At 54.4% G+C, this 18,885-nt stretch carries 14 protein-coding genes; 12 read left to right on the top strand and 2 right to left on the bottom strand.

Annotated features, from left to right (window positions below; translation table 11 throughout):
* The first annotated feature begins 60 nt into the window (after positions 1-60).
* The 3 genes from K6V98_RS02070 to rplL all read left to right on the top strand — a co-directional run bounded on the left by K6V98_RS02070 (position 61) and on the right by rplL (position 2,623).
* Entirely contained in the window at positions 61-1,200 is a 1,140-nt protein-coding gene (locus K6V98_RS02070; protein WP_222198887.1) for a pyridoxal phosphate-dependent aminotransferase, read from the top strand.
* A 426-nt stretch (positions 1,201-1,626) separates the two neighbouring features.
* Positions 1,627-2,151 carry a 50S ribosomal protein L10 gene (gene rplJ / locus K6V98_RS02065; protein ID WP_222198886.1) on the top strand — a complete coding sequence of 175 codons (525 nt, stop codon included), beginning with the start codon at positions 1,627-1,629 and terminating at the stop codon, positions 2,149-2,151.
* A gap of 94 nt (positions 2,152-2,245) precedes the next feature.
* Positions 2,246-2,623, top strand: coding sequence for a 50S ribosomal protein L7/L12 (rplL, locus tag K6V98_RS02060; RefSeq protein WP_222198884.1), 378 nt, complete (start codon positions 2,246-2,248; stop codon positions 2,621-2,623).
* 114 nt (positions 2,624-2,737) lie between these two features.
* Here rplL and K6V98_RS02055 read toward each other — a convergent pair whose 3' ends face one another.
* The gene (locus K6V98_RS02055) at positions 2,738-3,241 is read right to left on the bottom strand and encodes a hypothetical protein (RefSeq protein WP_222198882.1); all 504 of its coding nucleotides are present in this window, start codon (positions 3,239-3,241) and stop codon (positions 2,738-2,740) included.
* 374 nt (positions 3,242-3,615) lie between these two features.
* On the opposite strand from K6V98_RS02055, the gene K6V98_RS02050 reads away from it, so the two are divergent.
* The 5 genes from K6V98_RS02050 (at position 3,616) to K6V98_RS02030 (ending at position 7,781) form a co-directional block, all read left to right on the top strand.
* Positions 3,616-4,608, top strand: coding sequence for a glutamate ABC transporter substrate-binding protein (locus K6V98_RS02050; RefSeq protein ID WP_222198880.1), 993 nt, complete (start codon positions 3,616-3,618; stop codon positions 4,606-4,608).
* 111 nt (positions 4,609-4,719) lie between these two features.
* On the top strand, positions 4,720-5,379 hold the full coding sequence (locus tag K6V98_RS02045) for an ABC transporter permease subunit (protein WP_222198878.1): 660 nt from the start codon (positions 4,720-4,722) through the stop codon (positions 5,377-5,379).
* Entirely contained in the window at positions 5,376-6,230 is an 855-nt protein-coding gene (locus tag K6V98_RS02040; RefSeq protein WP_222198877.1) for an amino acid ABC transporter permease, read from the top strand. Before K6V98_RS02045 ends, K6V98_RS02040 begins: the two co-directional genes overlap by 4 nt.
* Positions 6,231-6,279: 49 nt before the next feature.
* Entirely contained in the window at positions 6,280-7,038 is a 759-nt protein-coding gene (locus K6V98_RS02035; protein WP_306792665.1) for an amino acid ABC transporter ATP-binding protein, read from the top strand.
* Entirely contained in the window at positions 7,035-7,781 is a 747-nt protein-coding gene (locus tag K6V98_RS02030) for a gamma-glutamyl-gamma-aminobutyrate hydrolase family protein (RefSeq protein ID WP_222198875.1), read from the top strand. Before K6V98_RS02035 ends, K6V98_RS02030 begins: the two co-directional genes overlap by 4 nt.
* Before the next feature lie 32 nt (positions 7,782-7,813).
* On the opposite strand, the gene K6V98_RS02025 is transcribed toward K6V98_RS02030, so the two are convergent.
* Positions 7,814-8,086, bottom strand: coding sequence for a GNAT family N-acetyltransferase (locus K6V98_RS02025; RefSeq protein ID WP_306792664.1), 273 nt, complete (start codon positions 8,084-8,086; stop codon positions 7,814-7,816).
* A 215-nt stretch (positions 8,087-8,301) separates the two neighbouring features.
* Between K6V98_RS02025 and K6V98_RS02020 the strand changes: the two genes are divergently transcribed.
* The 4 genes from K6V98_RS02020 (at position 8,302) to ychF (ending at position 18,885) form a co-directional block, all read left to right on the top strand.
* Positions 8,302-9,210 (top strand): UTP--glucose-1-phosphate uridylyltransferase, encoded by a 909-nt coding sequence (locus tag K6V98_RS02020; RefSeq protein WP_222198873.1) that lies wholly within the window; start codon positions 8,302-8,304, stop codon positions 9,208-9,210.
* 272 nt (positions 9,211-9,482) lie between these two features.
* Complete coding sequence (rpoB, locus tag K6V98_RS02015) at positions 9,483-12,959, top strand: DNA-directed RNA polymerase subunit beta (RefSeq protein ID WP_222199020.1); 3,477 nt, start codon at positions 9,483-9,485, stop codon at positions 12,957-12,959.
* Between the two features lie 5 nt (positions 12,960-12,964).
* The gene (locus K6V98_RS02010) at positions 12,965-17,431 is read left to right on the top strand and encodes a DNA-directed RNA polymerase subunit beta' (RefSeq protein WP_222198872.1); all 4,467 of its coding nucleotides are present in this window, start codon (positions 12,965-12,967) and stop codon (positions 17,429-17,431) included.
* Positions 17,432-17,820: 389 nt separating this feature from the next.
* Positions 17,821-18,885, top strand: coding sequence for a redox-regulated ATPase YchF (gene ychF / locus K6V98_RS02005; RefSeq protein ID WP_222198870.1), 1,065 nt, complete (start codon positions 17,821-17,823; stop codon positions 18,883-18,885).

Below are 18,885 nucleotides of genomic sequence, written 5' to 3'. Positions count from 1 at the left end.
ATCTGTCCATATCTGGTGTGGCAGTCTATGCTAGTTCTCAACACGTCACGGGAGGGTTTCATGCGCCGACCAACCAATAGCCGCCTTGCACGCTTGCAGCCAAGTGGTATCCGCCGCATTCATGCACTATCGCAACAGCATCCCGGTTGTATTGCCCTTGCGCTAGGCGAGCCCGAGTTCGACACGCCGAAGGAAATCTGCGAAGAGGTAAGTCATGCGCTTGATCGGGGTGAAACCCACTATCCTCCCAATAATGGCACCGCTCACCTTCGGGAGGACATTGCTCGATTCATGGCGGCATCAGGCGTAGCCTTTTCTCCGCAAGAAATTATTGTTACTGCGGGAGCAACCGAGGCCTTATCTGCAACTTTTTTAGCTTTGCTCGATCCTGGAGATGAAGTCATTATTCCGCTTCCGGCATTTGGGCTCTATGAGTCCATCGTGACAGCCTGCCATGCGCAGCCGGTGTTTCTGGATACATGCGCTTCAGGTTTTCAGATCAGCGAAGCAGCACTTGCACAGGTGGTGAGCTCGCGCACAAAAGCGATCGTGATAACCTCACCTAATAATCCAACGGGCTGTGCGCTCAACGCTGCCTCTCTGGATGCGATAAGGCGCGTAGCTGCCCAAACTGGGATTTATGTGGTGTGCGATGATGTCTATTATCGTTTGGTCTATACCTCGTGCTTTGAGCGAATGGCTGTGCGCCATGCCAGCCTGGCCGAGCAGCTCATTGTGGTGGAGAGCTTTTCAAAGCCTTGGGCTATGACGGGCTGGCGCTTGGGTTGGGTTGGAGCAAAAGAGGATGTATCGGTTGAAATTGCCAAGGCTCACCAGTATCTGGTGAGTTCAGTGCCTGCATTTTTGATGCCAGCCGCCCAGCGCGCGCTTGCTGTAGATCCAGCACCGATACTTGATGTGTATCGAAGGCGGCGTGAACTCGTTTTGTGTGAGCTGAAAGCGATGGGCTTGCCGGTAGTGGTTCCCGATGGAGCCTTTTATGCGTTTCCAAGCATTCAGAAGACAGGGCTTGTTTCAGAAGACTTCTGTGAGCGGGCAATTCGTGAGGCAGGTGTGGCAGTGGTGCCGGGCACGTGCTTTGGAGCTGAGGGCTTTATTCGATTGTCATACTGCGTATCTGATGACGATCTCCGTGAGGGCCTTGTGCGGCTCAAGCGTTTCGTGCAACAGCTTATCTAAACCCAAAGGCGATGCTGAGTTCTTTCGCCATGGGATCCTTATGCAAGCGAGTGAAAAACGCCGGGGGACTTCCCCCGGCACTTGGAGGTAGCTATGATAGCCACCAACATTTATGTACCAAATAAAAGTCTGCTTTTCAAGGTGAATATGGACGAGGCGTGCGCATGAGGCCTGGAGCACGATTAAGCTTGACGGTCAGGAGCTGGCTTGGCATACTTCCTATGTTCAACGCACGATTCGCTGCCAGAGACAGCCGGTGCCAGAGGGCTTGCCCAAAGGCGTAAAGGGGTATCCCGCCAGCCGAGGTGGTCGAAAGTCATATGACTTCTGACCCCCGTCGCTCTTGCAGCGCGGGGGTTTCCTTTTCGAGACGTCCGCGTCATCTGCGCGGGTCGTGCCAGAAAAGTTGAGAGAGGAGGTATAGATATGGCAGTCAAGCAGTACAAAATCGACCGCGTTGCCGAGATCGAGTCTCGCATCGCAGAGAACGCTGGTGTCTTTGTCGTCAACTACAAAGGTCTGACGGTGAAGCAGGCTCAGGATCTGCGCAAGCAGCTTCGTGAGGTTGGCGCTGAGATGAAGGTCTACAAGAACAATCTCGCGCGCATCGCCCTCCAAAACCAGGAGCAGCCCAATCTTGATGAGTTGCTCGTTGGCCCGATCGCCTATGTCTTCTACGAGAATGAGCCCGTTGAGGCCGCTAAGGTACTCAAGGATTTCTCCGCTAAGACCAGGAACGTGCTCGAGGTTAAGGGCGGTATTTCTGAGGGTAAGGCAGTTACGGCAGACGATGTTAAGGCTATTGCCGAGCTTCCCACCAAGGATCAGCTCCTCGGTCAGCTCGCTGGCCTCATCAATGGCTTCGCTCGCGATCTCGCCGTGTGCGTCAATGGCGTATCTTCCGGTCTTGCCCGCTCTATTCAGCAGGTATCCGACCAGAAGGCGGCCTAACTCTGCGCGTATGTGCGCATCCGTTACGCATCTTGCGTGACAACATCGACAGATCCCCGCACCTAAATGGGCGGGAACCGAAAGGATTTGAACTATGGCTAAGCTCACCACCGATGAGATCATTGAGGCTCTGAAGGAAATGACTCTGCTCGAGGCTTCCGAGCTTGTTAAGGCAATTGAGGAGACTTTTGGTGTTTCCGCTGCTGCTCCTGCTGCTGTTGTTGCAGGACCGGCCGCTGCTGCTCCTGCTGAGGAGGAGAAGACCGAGTTTGACGTTGTTCTCGAGGGCTTCGGCGACAATAAGATCCAGGTCATCAAGGTTGTCCGCGAGCTCACCAGCCTTGGCCTGAAGGAGGCCAAGGAGGTCGTCGAGGGCGCTCCCAAGGCTGTTCTCGAGGGTGTGAAGAAGGAGGACGCCGATGCCGCCAAGGAGAAGCTCGAGGCTGCCGGCGCTGCTGTTTCCGTAAAGTAAGTAGCATCCTTTAGCTCGTTACCTTTGAGTTAAAGCCCCCGTCTTGTTTCCGTTGTTGAACGGGCAAGGCGGGGGCTTTGCGTGCGGTGGACCCATACGAGTGTGAGGGGTTACTTATGAGGTTGCTTCAGGTGTGCGCTGAAACTCTTTAGGATCCGTCATATCTTGCGCAATATGCTCATCCATCAATGCATATCGCTCAAAATGTTCGCCATCCTTGCTGAAATACAGCATGCCTTCCCCCGCATTCATATAGTTGAGATGAACGATGCCATATCGCTCGACTGTTGCTTTTGTAAGCATGTAGATATGCGGATCTTCAGTCGCAGTGGCGGTGCCGGTTACATAAAAGGTTTCTCTCGTACGTGATCCCCAGGTAATCGTGGCATCTTCGGCACTATCATCAAAATAAATTGATACCGATGGATCGCGCGATATAGGGCCTGATCCACTGTAAGGGACGTATGTTCCTTTGAGCTCAAAACCTTCCTGTATGCCACGAATCATGTTAGCGAACTTATTTTGCTGCCCGATAAGCATAAAGAGCAGAACGACAACCAGAGCTGATACAGCAGCGCTCAGAATAAGAAGGATCCTTCGCTTCATAGTATGCGGCATATACCTGCACCTCCTTGGTATAGGCGGTTGATCGCGTGGAGATACGAGTAAGTTCTACGTAGATCTTATCTATTTCTCACTATTCGTCTGTTTTGATCGGTAAAGGTAAAATTTGACGATAAACGGTACGTCAAATATTAGAATATTTCTGGCGAACGATCATAGCGGGTTCGACCATGCTGCTCTGTTGGCAACCGTAACAATGCGAGCAGCGCGAGACGGGTAGAGGCAGCTGAAAAGCCTGCTCCTCGCGTGAATAGACTTGTGGCTACTTAGGTAGAATACCTCCAAGCTCAGCTCAGAGAGGAAAAAATATCCTTATGTTTGGGCTTTTGGAGGGGATAATCCCCCCACACAGAGGGGAAGGAGCACCTATGAAAACCTCTGCATCGAATATGTTCACTATGAGCCGAAGGAAGGCTCTGAGTATGGGGGCAGCAGGCCTTATTGCTGCGGTTGGTCTTGCAGGATGTGGACGAGGCGGCTCATCGCAGCCAGCGGGCTCTGCAGCTGGAGCGGGGTCTGAGAAAGATTCGACGGTGGCCATTAATGCGGCAGCCTACGACAAGTTAATTGCATCGGGTGCGGTGGCAGATGCAGCAAGCATTGAAGCAAATGCATGGGCGAAGCGTATTCATGACGCGGGTAAAATCCGCCTTGGTGAAGTGCATACCTCTACACTCTTTAGCTTGCTTGATGAGAAGGATGGCAAGCTGCGTGGTTTTGACGCAGGTATTTCTCAGTTGCTCACACGCTACATTTTGGGCGATGAGTCCAAGCATGAAGGCACGCAGGTAACCTCAGATACGCGTGAATCCGTCCTGCAGAACGATCAGGTAGATGCCGTATTTGCTACCTATTCCATTACCGATGATCGCAAGAAAGTAATCTCATTTGCCGGCCCTTATTATGAGACGCAGCAGGCAATTTTGGTTCTCAAAGATGAGAATGGCATTTCTGGCGTGGATGATCTGGCGGGTAAAAAGGTTGCCGTTCAGTCTGGTTCTACCGGCCCCGCACTGATGGAAAAGCTGGTGCCTGAGGCTAAGCTCCAGGAGTTTAAGACCGATGAAGAGGCGCGCAGTGCCCTTATGCAAAAGCGCGTGGATGCCTATGTGATCGATCGGAATATGCACCTTGGTTCCATGATCAAGCAGCCTGGTAAATACAAGCTGGTAGGAGAGGCCTTTGGGCCGGTTGACCCCTACGGTATTGGGTTACCACTCAACTCCGATGGCGTTACTTTTGTAAACGACTTCCTGCGCAAGATTGAAGAAGACGGTACCTGGGAGGAGCTGTGGAAGATCTGCATCGGCGAGCGAGCTGACGTGCATGAGGTTCCGGTACCCCCGGCCATTGGTGCCTAAGCGTTAACGATTGAAAAATCCGCACCGCTTGTAACGACTCGGCGTTTAGTGCGGGCTATGATCGTTAGGGTCGCCCGATTGTGGCGGCCCTAACGTATCGAGGGAGGGTGCATGGGTCTCGCGGAGTTGCTTTCCGCATATGGTACGAATTATCTTTCTGCCCTCGTGGCTACTTGGGGGATGACGGCAGTTTGCTTCGTGGCTGTGATGCTGCTTGCTGCTGCTATTACGGTTCTTCGGGTCTCTCCTTTTCGGCCACTGCGCTTCTTAGGTGATCTATACGTTCAGATTTTTCGGAATATTCCGGTCATTTCTCTGCTCATTATCACGGTCTATGCGCTTCCGTTTTTGAATATCACCCTCGATTATTTACCGAGCGTCATGCTTACCGTGGTGCTGGCAGCTGCTGCGTTTGGATCAGAGAATTTTATGAGTGGCATCAATACGATCGGCGTTGGTCAAATCGAAGCTGCGCGCTCGCTGGGAATGTCATTTAAAAGTATTTTGGCGCGCGTGGTAATCCCGCAGGCGCTCCGCACAACGGTTTTGCCCATGACGAATTTGCTTATTGCTGTCATGCTCACCACTGCCATTGGCTCTCAGGTACCGCTTGATACCCCAGAGCTCACCGGCGTCGTGTCGTTTATTAATACCCGTTCTACGGGTGGCATTCTTGCATTTGCTATCTCTGCCGCAGGCTATGCGCTGACCGCTGCAGCAATTGGCTTTGTGGGGACGCGGCTTGACCGGAAGGTGAGGATCTTGAGATGAGCCAAGCTGGTGAAGCCCCCCGGTCAATTCGAGATGCCCTCTATGAGGAGCCAGGACCTAAGATGCGCCGTCGCATCAGGATCGGCACGGCAGGAGCGGCCGTTGTGGTGGCTGCCCTCGCTGTTTTGATTGTTCGTCAGTTTTGGATTACTGGCCAGCTCGACGAGGGCTATTGGGCGTTTTTTACCTGGCCAAGTACCTGGGCGTTTCTGTTTTCTGGCTTTCGGGGCACCCTCTCGGTTTCTTTGGTGGCAGCAGCCATTGCACTCGTCTTGGGCTTTTTGCTCATGCTTGGGCGCATTAGCGCGCCGAGGCCGATCGCTGCCATATGCCGCGTGGCGACGGATTTTTTCCGTGGCGTGCCCAGTCTTCTGCTCATCTACTTTTTCTTTTTGGTGGTTCCGCAATACGGCATTAAGCTTCCCGCTTTTTGGATGATCACGCTGCCGGTAGCCCTTGGAGCTTCAGGTGTTTTAGCTGAAGTGCTTCGCGCTGGTATCAATGCTGTTCCTGCTGGTCAAACCGAGGCAGCACTCTCAATTGGCATGCGGCCATTTCGTGCCCTCATGCTCATTGTAGTTCCCCAAGGTGTGCGCTACGTTATTCCGTCCTTAATTTCTCAGCTCGTAGTTGTGGTCAAAGATACGACCCTTGCTTATGTGGTGAGCTACCCTGATCTGCTGCAAAACGGGCGCGTGCTCATTACAAACTATGATGCCTTGGTTTCAACCTATTTTGTTATTGCGGTTATCTATATCCTGTTGAACTACGCTATCAATCATGTGGCCGTTACCATGGCGCGGCGCTCAGGACAGGAGCGTGCAGATGATCTTGCGGCGAGTGCCTTATAGGTATGCAGCCAATACGATCTCTAGCATGTGAGAGGTGTGATCGGAGGTTATGAACGACATGAATACAGACGTGCCTGTCATTGAGTTGCGCCACGTAGAAAAGTGTTTTGGCGACGCACATGTGCTCAAAGACGTCAGTCTTTCTGTGATGCCAGGTGAGGTCGTCGTGGTCATTGGACCTTCTGGTTCTGGTAAGTCGACGCTTTGCCGAGCAATTAACCGCCTCGAGCGGATTGACTCAGGCGAGATTCTCATTTTGGGAGAGCCATTGCCCGAGGAGGGTCATGAGCTCGCAGCTGTTCGCGCAGAGCTCGGTATGGTCTTTCAGAGCTTTAACCTCTTTGCCCATATGAGTGTGTTGCGCAATGTAACGATTGGTCCCACTGAGGTGTTAGGCGTAAGTAAGGCCGAGGCGGAGCGCGAGGCTTTAGAGCTCCTTGAGCGGGTGGGTGTTGCATCACAGGCCAAAAAGGTTCCGGCTCAACTTTCTGGTGGTCAGCAGCAGCGTGTGGCCATTGCGCGTTCTTTGGCCATGCATCCGCGTGCCATGTTGTTTGATGAGCCAACAAGCGCGCTTGACCCCGAGATGATCAATGAGGTTTTGGAAGTCATGGTGAGCCTCGCGAGCCAAGGTATGACTATGATCGTGGTCACGCATGAGATGAGCTTTGCACGGCGTGTCGCAGATCGCGTGGTCTTCATGTCTGATGGTGCAATCCTTGAAGAGGGGACACCTGGCGCGTTCTTTGAGCATCCAAAAACTGAACGTGCACGTGAGTTTCTCGACTCTATCCGGGAGCACGTATGAGACGTCCGCTGATTTTAATTTCTCCCTGTGTTATTACGCGGGAGCTACCCCCTGGCATACCTGAGCTGGGCATTCCCGACCAGGGTGCGAACGAGATGTTTCTTGCAGCGATTCTTGAGACTGGCGGCATACCCCTTGTGATGCCCATAACTGAAGATATGGATCTTTTGGATCACTATCTTGCCATGGCTGATGGCGTTGCCCTGCCGGGTGGACACGACGTTAACCCTGAGCTATGGGGTGTCACGGGATATGATCAGCCGGAAAAACTCTGTCCTGCACGCGATGCTTTTGAGATTGAGCTGGTGCGCCGTGCGGTGGCGGCAGATTTGCCGCTCTTGGCAATCTGCAGAGGCATGCAGCTCATGAATGTCGCCCTAGGTGGCAGTCTCAATATGGATGTTCCCTCGGTGTCACCGCGCGAGGGTACAGAGATCTGGGAGCATATGGGTGGCTTGGGCGGCCCAATTCACCCGGTTGAAGTTAGGCCAGGAACTGGTCTTTTTGCTGCCGTGGGGAACCGGGAGCGCTTGCAGGTGAACTCTGCTCACCATTGCTGTGTTGAGCGCTTAGGCGAAGGGCTCGTGGTCACCGCCGAGGCAACTGATGGGATTGTGGAGGGCATTGAGCTGCCAGAGGCACGTTTTATGCTGGGTGTTCAATGGCATCCTGAGTACACCTGGAAGAAGCTCCCGGGCGATCGAGCGCTGTGGGAAGCGTTCGTATCCGCTGCCCGCTCGTAGGCGCGCGTCTTCAAGAGATCGCCCGGAGCGCTTTAGGCAAGAAGATCGCTACGGTCGGGGTGGCGCTCAAACCAACTGGCAGCATATGAGCAGGTCGGACGTACTTTGAGCCCTTCGCGCTCAATCACTTTGAGCGCTTGCTCCATGAGCTGGCCTGCAATACCTTGTCCGCGAAGTGTGGGATCCACACATGTGTGATCGATGGTTGCAATGCCAGCTTCAGTTTCGGGAAAGGTGATCTCTGCGAGCATCTTTCCCGCATGGTCTACGTAGCGAATGCTGTGGTTGCTTTCAATAAACTCCATCGGAGCCTCCATTCTTGGGCGTCTTATATCTATCTCAGGATTGCCTCATTTGTGTTGGAATACTCAGATGATTTGCACTCCTTCTGCTTTTCACATAGGACGGGCTGATACGGCTGTCTGGTTGCTATGATGGTTGGTCAGAGTGCCATAGAGGATATGGCTTGAGCATACGAGCTCCTCCGTACGCCGCTCAGGCGCCACCGAAAGGACGTTCCATGAAGGCGATCATTCCCGCAGCCGGTCTCGGGACCCGGTTTTTACCCTCCACAAAGTGTACTCCCAAGGAGATGCTTCCCGTGCTGGATAAGCCAGTTATTCAGTACGTGGTAGAGGAGGCAATTGAGCCAGAAGAGGTCGATGGCGCAATCATTGTCACGAGTCCTGGCAAGCCTGAGTTGCTCTCATATTTTCAGCCGGATCGCCCCTTGGAGGCCTTGCTGCGCGAGCGCGGTAAGGATGAGTATGCAGATGCGGTAGAAGAGGCTGGTCATCTCCCAGTAGATTTTCGCTATCAGTATGAGCCGCTTGGGCTCGGCCACGCTATTCGGAGTGCTGCCGATGCAACAGCAGGGGAGTCCTTCCTCGTTTTGCTTGGCGACTATGTAGTTCCTCATCGAGACATTTGCAAGGCAATGCTTGAGGTGAGCGCTGCTCGCAGTGGGGCTTCTGTTGTTGCGGTTGCGCCGTGCGCTCCTGAGGATGTATCTCGCTATGGCGTAATTGCAGGCGATCGGGTAGGCTCGCTCGCTGGCCGTGAGGCAGCAGGAGACGAGGAGCCGGGTGCGGTATGGCGCGTTTCTGGTCTTGTGGAAAAGCCAGCTCCTGAGGAGGCTCCGAGCAATCTCTATATTGTTGGACGCTATCTGCTCTCACCTCTGGTGATGGATTTGCTGTCTGACCAAGAGCCGGGCAAGGGCGGCGAGATTCAACTTACTGATGCTATGGCGCGAAGCCTTGAGCGTGAGGCTATGTATGCTGTGGTCGTCGATCCGCTTTCTGGCTATGACACGGGCACCCCTTCGGGCTGGATTGCGACCAATGCACTCATGGCAGCCGCTGATCCTCGGCTTGCTGAGGGCTTTTGGTCTGCAATTGAGGAGCGCGGAGGTCTTCGCCGCGCCTAGGCTCAAAGAGCAGGTGCAGAGAGTCCTTCACTCAAAGAACATGAACATATGTTCGCTACACGATATATAACCAGCGAAAATAATGAGAAAATTTTTCGCTAACTCAAAATGCCTCTCAGGTCAAGAACTTTCTTGTCGAGCGGCAAATCGCTGATACACTAATACGTTGCTATACCAGCAGGATGGCTGGCATCGTGTGGATGTCGATCACGCCCACAACTCTTCCCAAAAGGAGGGAACACCTGGTGCTGAGTGCAAATGTTATCCCGGCCATGACGGCCACCGAGCGCGAACGCGTGAACTTCGCTAAGATTCCCGAGGTCATGGAGGTTCCGAATCTCATCTCGGTTCAAAAGAAGAGCTTTACGCGCTTCATGGGAGAGGGTCTGTTTGAGGCCTTCAAAGAATCAAGCCCAATCCAGAGCCAAAATCACGTCCTCGAGATCACCTTTGGTCAGCACCAGTTTGGTGATCCCTCCCACTCAGTAGAAGAGTGCCGCGAGAAGGACATGACCTATCAGGCTCCGCTTTTGTGTGAGGTTCGCCTGACCAATAAGGAAACCGGCGAGATCAAAGAGCAGCTCGTATTCATGGGTGATTTCCCCATGATGACCGATGCTGGTACCTTTATCATCAATGGTACTGAGCGCATTGTAGTTTCTCAGCTCGTTCGTTCTCCGGGTGTGTATTTCTCTACGGAGATGGACGGCGGCAAGCAGGTGTTTAAGGCTCAGATCATTCCTGCTCGCGGTGCCTGGCTTGAGTTTGAGATTGACAAGCGCGATCAGCTCGTAGTCTCCATTGACCGCAAGCGCAAGCAGTCTGCCACCATGTTCTTGCGCGCCCTAGATATTGCACCCACCAACGATGACCTCATTGAGCTCTTGGGCGATGCCGACATTGTCAAGCGTTCCATCGAGCGCGATACTGCCTTGACCCGCGAAGACGCCTTGATTGAGATCTATCGTCGCCTGCGTCCGGGCGAGCCGCCCACCGTTGAGGCTTCACGCAGCCTGCTTGAGGGCTTGCTCTTTAACCCGCAGCGCTATGACCTTGCTCGCGTTGGTCGTTATAAGGTTGACAAGAAGCTTAACCTTGACACGACTGAGGATGTCACGGTGTTAACTGACGAGGATATTGTGGCTACCCTGCGCTATCTCTTGGCGCTTGCCGCAGGTGATCCGGGTTGCAAGGTGGATGATATTGACCACTTTGGCAACCGTCGTATTCGTACTGTGGGTGAGCTTGTTGCCAACCAGTTCCGTATTGGTATGAGCCGTATGGAGCGCGTGGTTCGCGAGCGCATGAACTCCCAGGATGTGGATGAGATCACGCCTCAGAGCCTGATCAATATCCGCCCGATCGTGGCAGCCATTAAGGAGTTCTTCGGCTCCTCACAGCTCTCCCAGTTTATGGATCAGTCCAACCCGCTGACTGGCCTTACGCACAAGCGTCGTCTCTCTGCGCTCGGTCCCGGTGGCTTGGCCGGTCACAAGTCTGGTTCCAGCCGTCGTACGAATGTGCCCACGGCCGTGCGCGACGTTCATAACTCTCACTACAGCCGCATGTGCCCGATTGAGACGCCCGAAGGCCCCAACATTGGTCTTATTGGTTCGCTCGCCCTCTATGCACGGGTGAATGACTATGGCTTTATTGAGGCTCCGTATCGTCGGGTAGAAAATGGCGTTGCTACCAATCAGATTGACTGGATGACGGCCGACGAGGAAGAAAGCCATATCATTGCCCCGGCCAACACGCCGCTTGACCCTGAGACGGGCGAGTTTGTAGCGCTTGACGCCGATGGCAAGCTGGTGCGTCCTCACACGGTGGTTGCTCGTACCCGCGACTTTGACGGCTCCTTTGGTGCTCCTGCAGATGTGCCGCTTGAGACCGTTGACTATATGGATGTCTCGCTGCGTCAGATGATCTCGGTCGCCGCGACCCTCATTCCGTTCTTGGAGCACGATGACGCCAAGCGTACCCTCATGGGTGCTAACATGCAGCGCCAGGCTGTGCCGCTGGTACGTCCTGCCGCTCCCTATATTGGTACGGGTGTTGAGCGCCGCGCCGCTATTGACTCTGGCGAGGTTACGCTGGCTCGCCGCGCAGGCGAGGTTATCTTTGCCGATGCCTCCAAGATTACGGTCAAGACTGACGAGGGCTTAGACGAGTACGCCCTGCCTAAGTATCAGCGCTCCAACCAGAGCACCTGCATCAACCATCGCCCGCTTGTTCGCGCTGGCGACACGGTTGTGATGGGTCAGCCCCTAGCAGACGGTCCTTCCACTGATCACGGCGAGCTTGCCCTCGGCCAAAACCTCACCGTGGCCTATATGCCTTGGGAGGGCTTCAACTACGAGGACGGTATTGTTGTTTCTGAGCGTCTGGTCTCCGAAGACCTGCTCACCACCATCAATATCTCTCGTCACGAGATTGATGCTCGTGATACCAAGCTCGGTCCTGAGGAGATCACGCGTGAGATCCCGAACCTCTCTGAGGACATGCTTGCCAACCTTGATGAGGACGGCATCATCCGCATTGGTGCTGAGGTAGGACCGGGAGACATCCTCGTTGGTAAGGTGACCCCGAAGGGCGAGAGTGCGCTAACGGCTGAGGAGCGTCTGCTTCGCGCCATCTTTGGTGCCAAGGCTCACGACGTGCGCGATACCTCTTTGAAGATGCCCCATGGTGCCTATGGTCGCGTTATTGACGTAGTGCGTTTTAGCCGCGAGGCTGGAGACGATCTGGCTCCGGGCGTCAATGAGATGGTTCGTGTCTATGTGGCTCAGCGCCGCAAGATTCAGCAGGGTGACAAGATTGCTGGTCGCCACGGTAACAAGGGCGTTATCTGCGAGGTTTTGCCAGTTGAGGACATGCCGTATATGGCAGACGGTACGCCTATCGACGTCATCTTGAACCCGCTGGGCGTTCCTTCTCGTATGAACGTTGGTCAGTTGCTTGAGTGCCACCTTGGTTGGGCGGCAGCTGCAGGCTGGGATCCTGAGTCTGACGACTCTGATCGCTACGTGCCCGGCCCCTTCTTTGTCTCCACGCCTGTCTTTGATGGTGCCAAGGAAGACGAGATTGCCGAGGTCATTCGTCGTGCGAACAAGAACCTCTTGAACCTTGCTACTGAGCGTTTTGGCGAGCATATGGATCCTTCTTTTGTGACCCAGCTCGACGAGCGCGGTAAGGCAGTTCTTTATGATGGCCGCTCTGGTGAGCAGTTCCGCGAGCCCATTACCGTGGGTACCTCCTATATCTTGAAGCTCGGCCACATGGTTGACGACAAGATCCACGCACGCTCAACTGGTCCTTACAGCTTGGTTACCCAGCAGCCCTTGGGTGGTAAGGCTCAGTTTGGTGGTCAGCGCTTTGGTGAGATGGAGGTTTGGGCACTGTATGCCTACGGTGCCTCCAACGTGCTCCAGGAGATTTTGACCGTCAAGTCTGACGATACGATCGGTCGTGTGAAGACGTACGAGTCCATCGTCAAGGGTGACAACGTCCCCATGGCAGGTATTCCTGAGTCCTTCAAGGTGCTGGTGAAAGAGATCCGCTCCCTTGCCTTGGATATCCAGCCCATGCAGGAGCGCTCAGCTGAGCCTGCGATTGATCTGAACGATCTTGACCGCGAAACCGAGGATGTTTTGGCAGACCTTGCTGACGCTTCCATCATCGATTCCGTCGACGCCGCCGCCGATGAGCTTATCGGCGAGCCTGTGGCGACTACCTCTGCGAAGGAGTAAGCACTGTGGCAGATTTCGAAGCTAGCGATTTCGATGCGGTAAAGATCTCCCTTGCCTCGGCTGACCAGATTCGTTCTTGGTCACATGGTGAGGTTAAAAAGCCTGAGACCATTAACTACCGCACCTTAAAGCCCGAGCGTGATGGCCTGTTCTGCGAGAAGATTTTCGGTCCTGCAAAGGATTGGGAGTGCTCGTGCGGCAAGTATAAGGGCATCCGTTTTAAGGGCATTGTCTGCGAGCGCTGCGGTGTCGAGGTTACCTCGGCCAAGGTTCGCCGCGATCGCATGGGTCATATTGAGCTTGCCGCTCCGGTAAGCCATATCTGGTACTTCAAGAGTCCTACGAGCTTCCCCATGAGTCGTCTTTTGGATATTAAGTCCAAGGATCTGGAGAAGGTACTCTACTTCGCGAGCTATATCGTGACCGAGGTAGACTACGAGGCTCGCGAGGCCGATGCTGACGATCTGCGTGAGGAGCTCGCAGCCGATCTGGAAGAGATTGATGCCGAGTGCGCTCGCCAGGTTGAGAGCCTGAAAGCCCAGGGTGACCCTGAGAACTTTGATGACTTCTCTGATGAAGAGCCGCTGACTCCCGAAGAGGTTGCTGCGGGTATCATCGACATTGAAGAGGAGATGAAGGAAGAAAAGCAACTCCGCAAGGATGCCTTTAACGCCTTCATGAAGCTCACCGCTCGCGACCTGGTGTCTGACGAGCCGCTTTTCCGCGAGATGCGCCGCTATTACTCCATGTACTTCAAGGGTGGCATGGGTGCCGAGGCCATTCGCGAACTTTTGCGTGGCATTGACTTGGCAGTTGAGGCAGAGGAGCTCAAAGAGATCATTGCCGACGTTGATGGTCAAAAGCAGCGCCGTGAGAAGGCAGTGAAGCGCCTCGAGGTGGTAGACGCCTTCTTAAAGGGTGGCAACGATCCAGCCAATATGGTGCTTGACGTGGTTCCGGTTATTCCGCCTGATCTGCGCCCCATGGTGCAGCTCGATGGTGGTCGCTTTGCCGCGTCTGACTTAAACGATCTGTATCGTCGCGTGATTAATCGTAACAACCGTCTCAAGCGCCTGCTTGACCTGGATGCCCCTGCGATCATCGTAAACAACGAGAAGCGCATGCTTCAGGAGTCGGTTGACGCCCTCTTCGATAATGGCCGTCGTGGTCGTCCGGTTTCTGGACGCGGTGGCCGTCCGCTCAAGTCTCTTGCTGAGGCCTTGAAGGGCAAGCAGGGTCGTTTCCGTCAGAACCTGTTGGGTAAGCGCGTAGACTACTCCGGTCGTTCGGTTATTGTTACCGACCCCAAGCTCAAGCTTCACGAGTGCGGCCTGCCTAAGGCCATGGCACTTGAGCTGTTCAAGCCCTTTGTTATGAAGCGCTTGGTAGAGCTGGGCAAGGTTGAGAATATCAAGAGTGCTAAGCGCGCAATTGATCGCAGCGCCAGCTTTGTGTGGGACATCTTGGAAGAGGTCATCGACGGTCGCTTGGTGCTCCTCAACCGTGCCCCAACGCTGCACCGGTTGTCGATTCAGGCCTTTGAGCCCGTCCTCGTTGAGGGTAATGCCATTCACCTGCATCCGCTCGTCTGCGCTCCGTTCAACGCGGACTTTGACGGCGACCAGATGTCGGTTCATGTGCCCTTGTCGTTGCAGGCACAGGCCGAGGCTCGCGTGCTCATGCTTTCCTCAAATAACCTGCGCTCCCCGGCATCAGGCAAGCCTGTGAACATTCCTTCTCAGGACATGATCATCGGCGTGTACTACCTCACTCAGGCTCGCGATGATCTGCCTGGCGAGGGTCACATTTTTGCCAGCTTTAACGATGCGCTTGCAGCCTACGATGCTCGCGCCGATGTTGATTTGCAGGCCAAGATTCAGGTTCGCGTGAGCGCTGAGAATGCCAACGCTGAGGAGGATGGCAAGCTCATCTTCCGCGTGATGCAAAATCGTGGCGAGTATGTTGACTTTGACGTGACCGGAAAACGTACGGCTCGCTTTGAGACGACGATTGGTCGCATCATCTTCAACCGTCAGTGCCTGCCTGAAGACTATGAGTTCATCAACTATAAGATGATCAAGGGCGATGTGGCTCGTCTCGTAGCAACCTGCTGCGACCGCTATCCGCAGGCTCAGGTGGGTCCGATTCTGGACGCCATTAAGTTCTCTGGCTTCCACTACGCTACCCGCGCAGGCCTTACGATCTCGCTTTGGGATGCTCTAATTCCTGAGGATAAGCCTCAGATCTTGGCGGACGCTCAGGCAAAGGTTGACCAGATCAACGAGTACTACGAGGAGGGCTTCCTCAACGAGCAGGAGCGCCATATCGAGGTTGTTAATGAGTGGACTTCAGCAACCGATGCGGTAGCTGCTAAGATGCTTGACCTCTTTGACGAGGAGAACCCCATCTACATGATGGCCGACTCCGGTGCTCGTGGTTCGAAGACGCAGCTCCGCCAGCTTGGTGGTATGCGTGGTCTGATGGCAGATATGTCTGGTGAGACGATCGACCTTCCCATTAAGGCAAACTTCCGCGAGGGTCTGCTCCCGCTTGAGTACTTCATCTCTACGTACGGTGCTCGTAAGGGTCTGGTAGACACGGCATCACACACGTCTGACTCCGGATACCTCACTCGTCGTTTGGTCGACGTGGCACAAGACGTGATCGTTCGCGAGGACGACTGCGGCACCACCGAGGGCGTAACCTATGACCTCGTGGCTGCTGGCACCGATGACTTGAATGTTGATCTGGTGGGTCGCTGCCTGGCAGACGACGTTGTTGCATCAGATGGCACGGTGCTGTTGGCTCGAGATGCCTATATTGAGTCTGAGGCCGATCTTGAGCGCCTAGTTGCTGCGGGTATCAAGAAGATTAAGCTTCGCGCCCTTCTGACCTGCCGCTCTCACTATGGCGTTTGCCAGAAGTGCTATGGCTGGGATCTTTCAACCCGCCGCCCGGTTGCCATTGGTACCGCCGTTGGTATTATTGCTGCCCAGTCCATTGGTGAGCCGGGTACACAGCTGACGATGCGCACCATTCACTCCGGTGGTGTTGCTGGCGTTGACGATATTACGCAGGGTCTGCCCACCGTTGGTCGTATGTTTGACGTTGTTGGCAACGTGAATGAGAAGATCTTGGGTCGCGAGGCCGATCTGGCTACCTTCACCGGTCATCTCTCTATTAAGCCGGAGAAGTCCGAGTACGTACTGACGATCACCGATCCGGATGACGCCACTCGCGTACTGGAAGAGAAGCGCGTGCCTGCATCGGTTCGCTTTATGCCCGAGATTGAGGATGGTTGCGAGGTTCGCGCTGGTGATCAGATCACCAAGGGCTTTGTGAACTTTAGAAACCTGCGTCGTCTGACCGATATTGAAAGCACGATGCACACCTTCGTGAAGAGCGTGAAGGACGTCTATACGAGCCAGGGTGTTGACCTGAACGATAAGCATATCGAGGTCATTGCTCGCCAGATGCTGCGTCGCGTTCAGATTACCAACCCGGGTGACTCTCGCTACTTGCTGGGTCAGTATGTGGATCGCTACGAGTATGCCGATGAGGTTGAGCGCGTGGCTCGCGAGGGTGGTAATCCACCTACGTCCGAGCCGGTTATCTTGGGCACCTTGAAGGTTGCCTCAAGCATTGACTCGTGGCTGTCTTCTGCATCCTTTATCCGCACTGCTGGCGTGCTTACCGAGGCTGCCATTGAGGGCAAGGTTGATCGCCTGCTGGATCTGAAGTCCAACGTTATTGTGGGCAAGAAGATTCCTGTGGGTACGGGTTTGAAGCCCTATGACGATGCTCAGCTTACCTACCGTACAGCCGATGGGTATCGCGCCATTGAGCGTGCGGCTCAGGGTCAGAAGTCCTTGCCTGACTGGGCACCTGAGGAGCTCAAAGAGCTCGATGGGCAGCTGCCACAAGAGCTCGATTGGGCTGGCTACGACGAGTTTGGCGGCGTAGACGGATCCCTTACGCGCAATGGTCGTACCATCTCTGCTGAAGATGCACGCCTGTATCTCTTTGATGATCTGGGCGTATCTCAGCGCTGGACAAATAAGTTCAGTGAGGTTGGCATTGAGAACGTGGGCGATCTGGTTGGCAAGTCTGAGGAAGATCTCCTGCGCATCGATGGCATTGGTGCGAAGGCGATCGAGGAGCTTCGCGATGGCTTGGAGCAGCACAACCTGCTTCATATCCTGGATAAGCCTGAGGACATTGCCGATGATGAGGATCTCTCGCAGCTGTTGCAGATGGTCTTCTCGCCAGATGGCTCTGACGACATCTTGCTCGGCTCAAGCGCTCCGCGCAGCCACTTCAACTCCGATGAGGAGATGATTGGTGCCCCGGCAGACTCTTCTGCTTCTAAGGCCGGCGGCGTTATTAACGAGGACATGGCCTCGTTGGATGAGCTTCTCAACCAGCTTGTTGAGTCAGATGACGCCGATGGCCCTGAGGAGAGCGAGGACTAAGCTGTCCGTTCTCTCAGCTACTGAGAGCGATTGCTTGTTGTGAGCGCCCCGGATCCGCTATGCTCGGATCTGGGGCGTTTTCTTAATCGTTGTGAGCTGGTGATTTGTACCGAATACGCGACTGGTGCTATAGCAGGGGAGGCCAGCCGATTCTCAGAGCGGATCTCGAGGATTTCTGGTGGTACTTTGTTGGAGCCGTATGTATATTTGGCACGCTGCTTACCGCCGTAAACGCTATCAACCTCTATGCGATTCTTGCAGAAGTGAGCGGCTCTTCTGACGCTTAAGGTGCTTTGCTAACCATCCACTACGAGCAGGGCTTGTCGTGCTATGGTTGTGCGGTTAGCTGTGAAGCCGGCTTGTCCGGTGTGCACCTGGAGGATGAACTCATGGCTCTATCGATCGGCATCGTCGGCTTGCCCAACGTTGGCAAGTCAACCCTGTTTACCGCTCTCACTAAAAAAGGCGGTCTTGCTGCTAATTATCCATTTGCAACAATTGATCCGAATGTTGGGATTGTAGACGTGCCCGATGCTCGTCTTCATGAGCTTGCAAAAATCGTGCAGCCAAAGCGAATCTTACCTGCAACTGTTGAGTTCGTAGACATTGCAGGCTTGGTGAAGGGTGCCAACGAGGGCGAGGGTCTTGGTAATCAGTTCTTAGCAAATATCCGCGAGACGGATGCAATTTGTGAGGTAGTGCGCTATTTCAAGGATCCTGACGTGGTGCATGTAGATGGCAGGGTAGACCCGGCAAGTGATGCTGAGACTATCATGACCGAACTTGTACTTGCCGACATTCAAACGCTTGAGAAGCAGGTTCCCAAACTGGAGAAGGAGGCGCGTCGTGATCGCGCCTTGGGAAATAAGCTCGACCTTGCCCGCCGACTCATAGCATGGCTGAATGAGGGTAATCGAGCAGCGGCTCTGGAGATGAGCGCGGAGGAGCGAGCCTGTGCACGCGAGTTTTTCTTGCTCACCATGAAGCCCATGCTCTATGTTGCCAACGTTGATGAAGATGCCTTAGGTGAAGAACTGACCCCCATCGCGGGCGTGCCTCCAATTCCCATTTGTGCCAAGGTTGAAGCTGAGCTTTCTGAGCTCGAGCCTCATGAGGCTGCAGAGTATCTGGCCGATTTAGGTCTTGAGCATTCAGGCCTTGAGACCTTGGCGCAAGCTGCATATCGCCTCCTTGGCTTGCAGAGCTATTTTACCGCCGGTGAACAGGAAGTTCGTGCGTGGACGGTTCGCCAAGGTGCTACGGCTCCTGAGGCTGCCGGTGTGATCCATACTGATTTTCAGCGTGGTTTTATTAAGGCCGAAGTTATTTCGTATGACGACTATGTTGAGCTTGGTGGAGAGCAGGGAGCTCGAGCTGCTGGCAAGCTCCGCATGGAAGGAAAAGACTACGTTATGGTCGACGGTGATGTGGTTCACTTCCGCTTCAACGTTTAA

The sequence above is a fragment of the Collinsella ureilytica genome, from assembly GCF_019795105.1.
Classification (GTDB): domain Bacteria; phylum Actinomycetota; class Coriobacteriia; order Coriobacteriales; family Coriobacteriaceae; genus Collinsella; species Collinsella ureilytica.
This window is presented reverse-complemented; position numbering and strand designations above follow the sequence as displayed.

Excerpts from the sequence above, each read along its gene's own strand:
- K6V98_RS02070 (WP_222198887.1), top strand. The coding sequence starts at position 61 with ATGCGCCGACCAACCAATAGCCGCCTTGCACGCTTGCAGCCAAGTGGT.
- rplJ (WP_222198886.1), top strand. The coding sequence starts at position 1,627 with ATGGCAGTCAAGCAGTACAAAATCGACCGCGTTGCCGAGATCGAGTCT.
- rplL (WP_222198884.1), top strand. The coding sequence starts at position 2,246 with ATGGCTAAGCTCACCACCGATGAGATCATTGAGGCTCTGAAGGAAATG.
- K6V98_RS02055 (WP_222198882.1), bottom strand. The coding sequence starts at position 3,241 with ATGCCGCATACTATGAAGCGAAGGATCCTTCTTATTCTGAGCGCTGCT.
- K6V98_RS02050 (WP_222198880.1), top strand. The coding sequence starts at position 3,616 with ATGAAAACCTCTGCATCGAATATGTTCACTATGAGCCGAAGGAAGGCT.
- K6V98_RS02045 (WP_222198878.1), top strand. The coding sequence starts at position 4,720 with ATGGGTCTCGCGGAGTTGCTTTCCGCATATGGTACGAATTATCTTTCT.
- K6V98_RS02040 (WP_222198877.1), top strand. The coding sequence starts at position 5,376 with ATGAGCCAAGCTGGTGAAGCCCCCCGGTCAATTCGAGATGCCCTCTAT.
- K6V98_RS02035 (WP_306792665.1), top strand. The coding sequence starts at position 6,280 with ATGAACGACATGAATACAGACGTGCCTGTCATTGAGTTGCGCCACGTA.
- K6V98_RS02030 (WP_222198875.1), top strand. The coding sequence starts at position 7,035 with ATGAGACGTCCGCTGATTTTAATTTCTCCCTGTGTTATTACGCGGGAG.
- K6V98_RS02025 (WP_306792664.1), bottom strand. The coding sequence starts at position 8,086 with ATGGAGTTTATTGAAAGCAACCACAGCATTCGCTACGTAGACCATGCG.
- K6V98_RS02020 (WP_222198873.1), top strand. The coding sequence starts at position 8,302 with ATGAAGGCGATCATTCCCGCAGCCGGTCTCGGGACCCGGTTTTTACCC.
- rpoB (WP_222199020.1), top strand. The coding sequence starts at position 9,483 with ATGACGGCCACCGAGCGCGAACGCGTGAACTTCGCTAAGATTCCCGAG.
- ychF (WP_222198870.1), top strand. The coding sequence starts at position 17,821 with ATGGCTCTATCGATCGGCATCGTCGGCTTGCCCAACGTTGGCAAGTCA.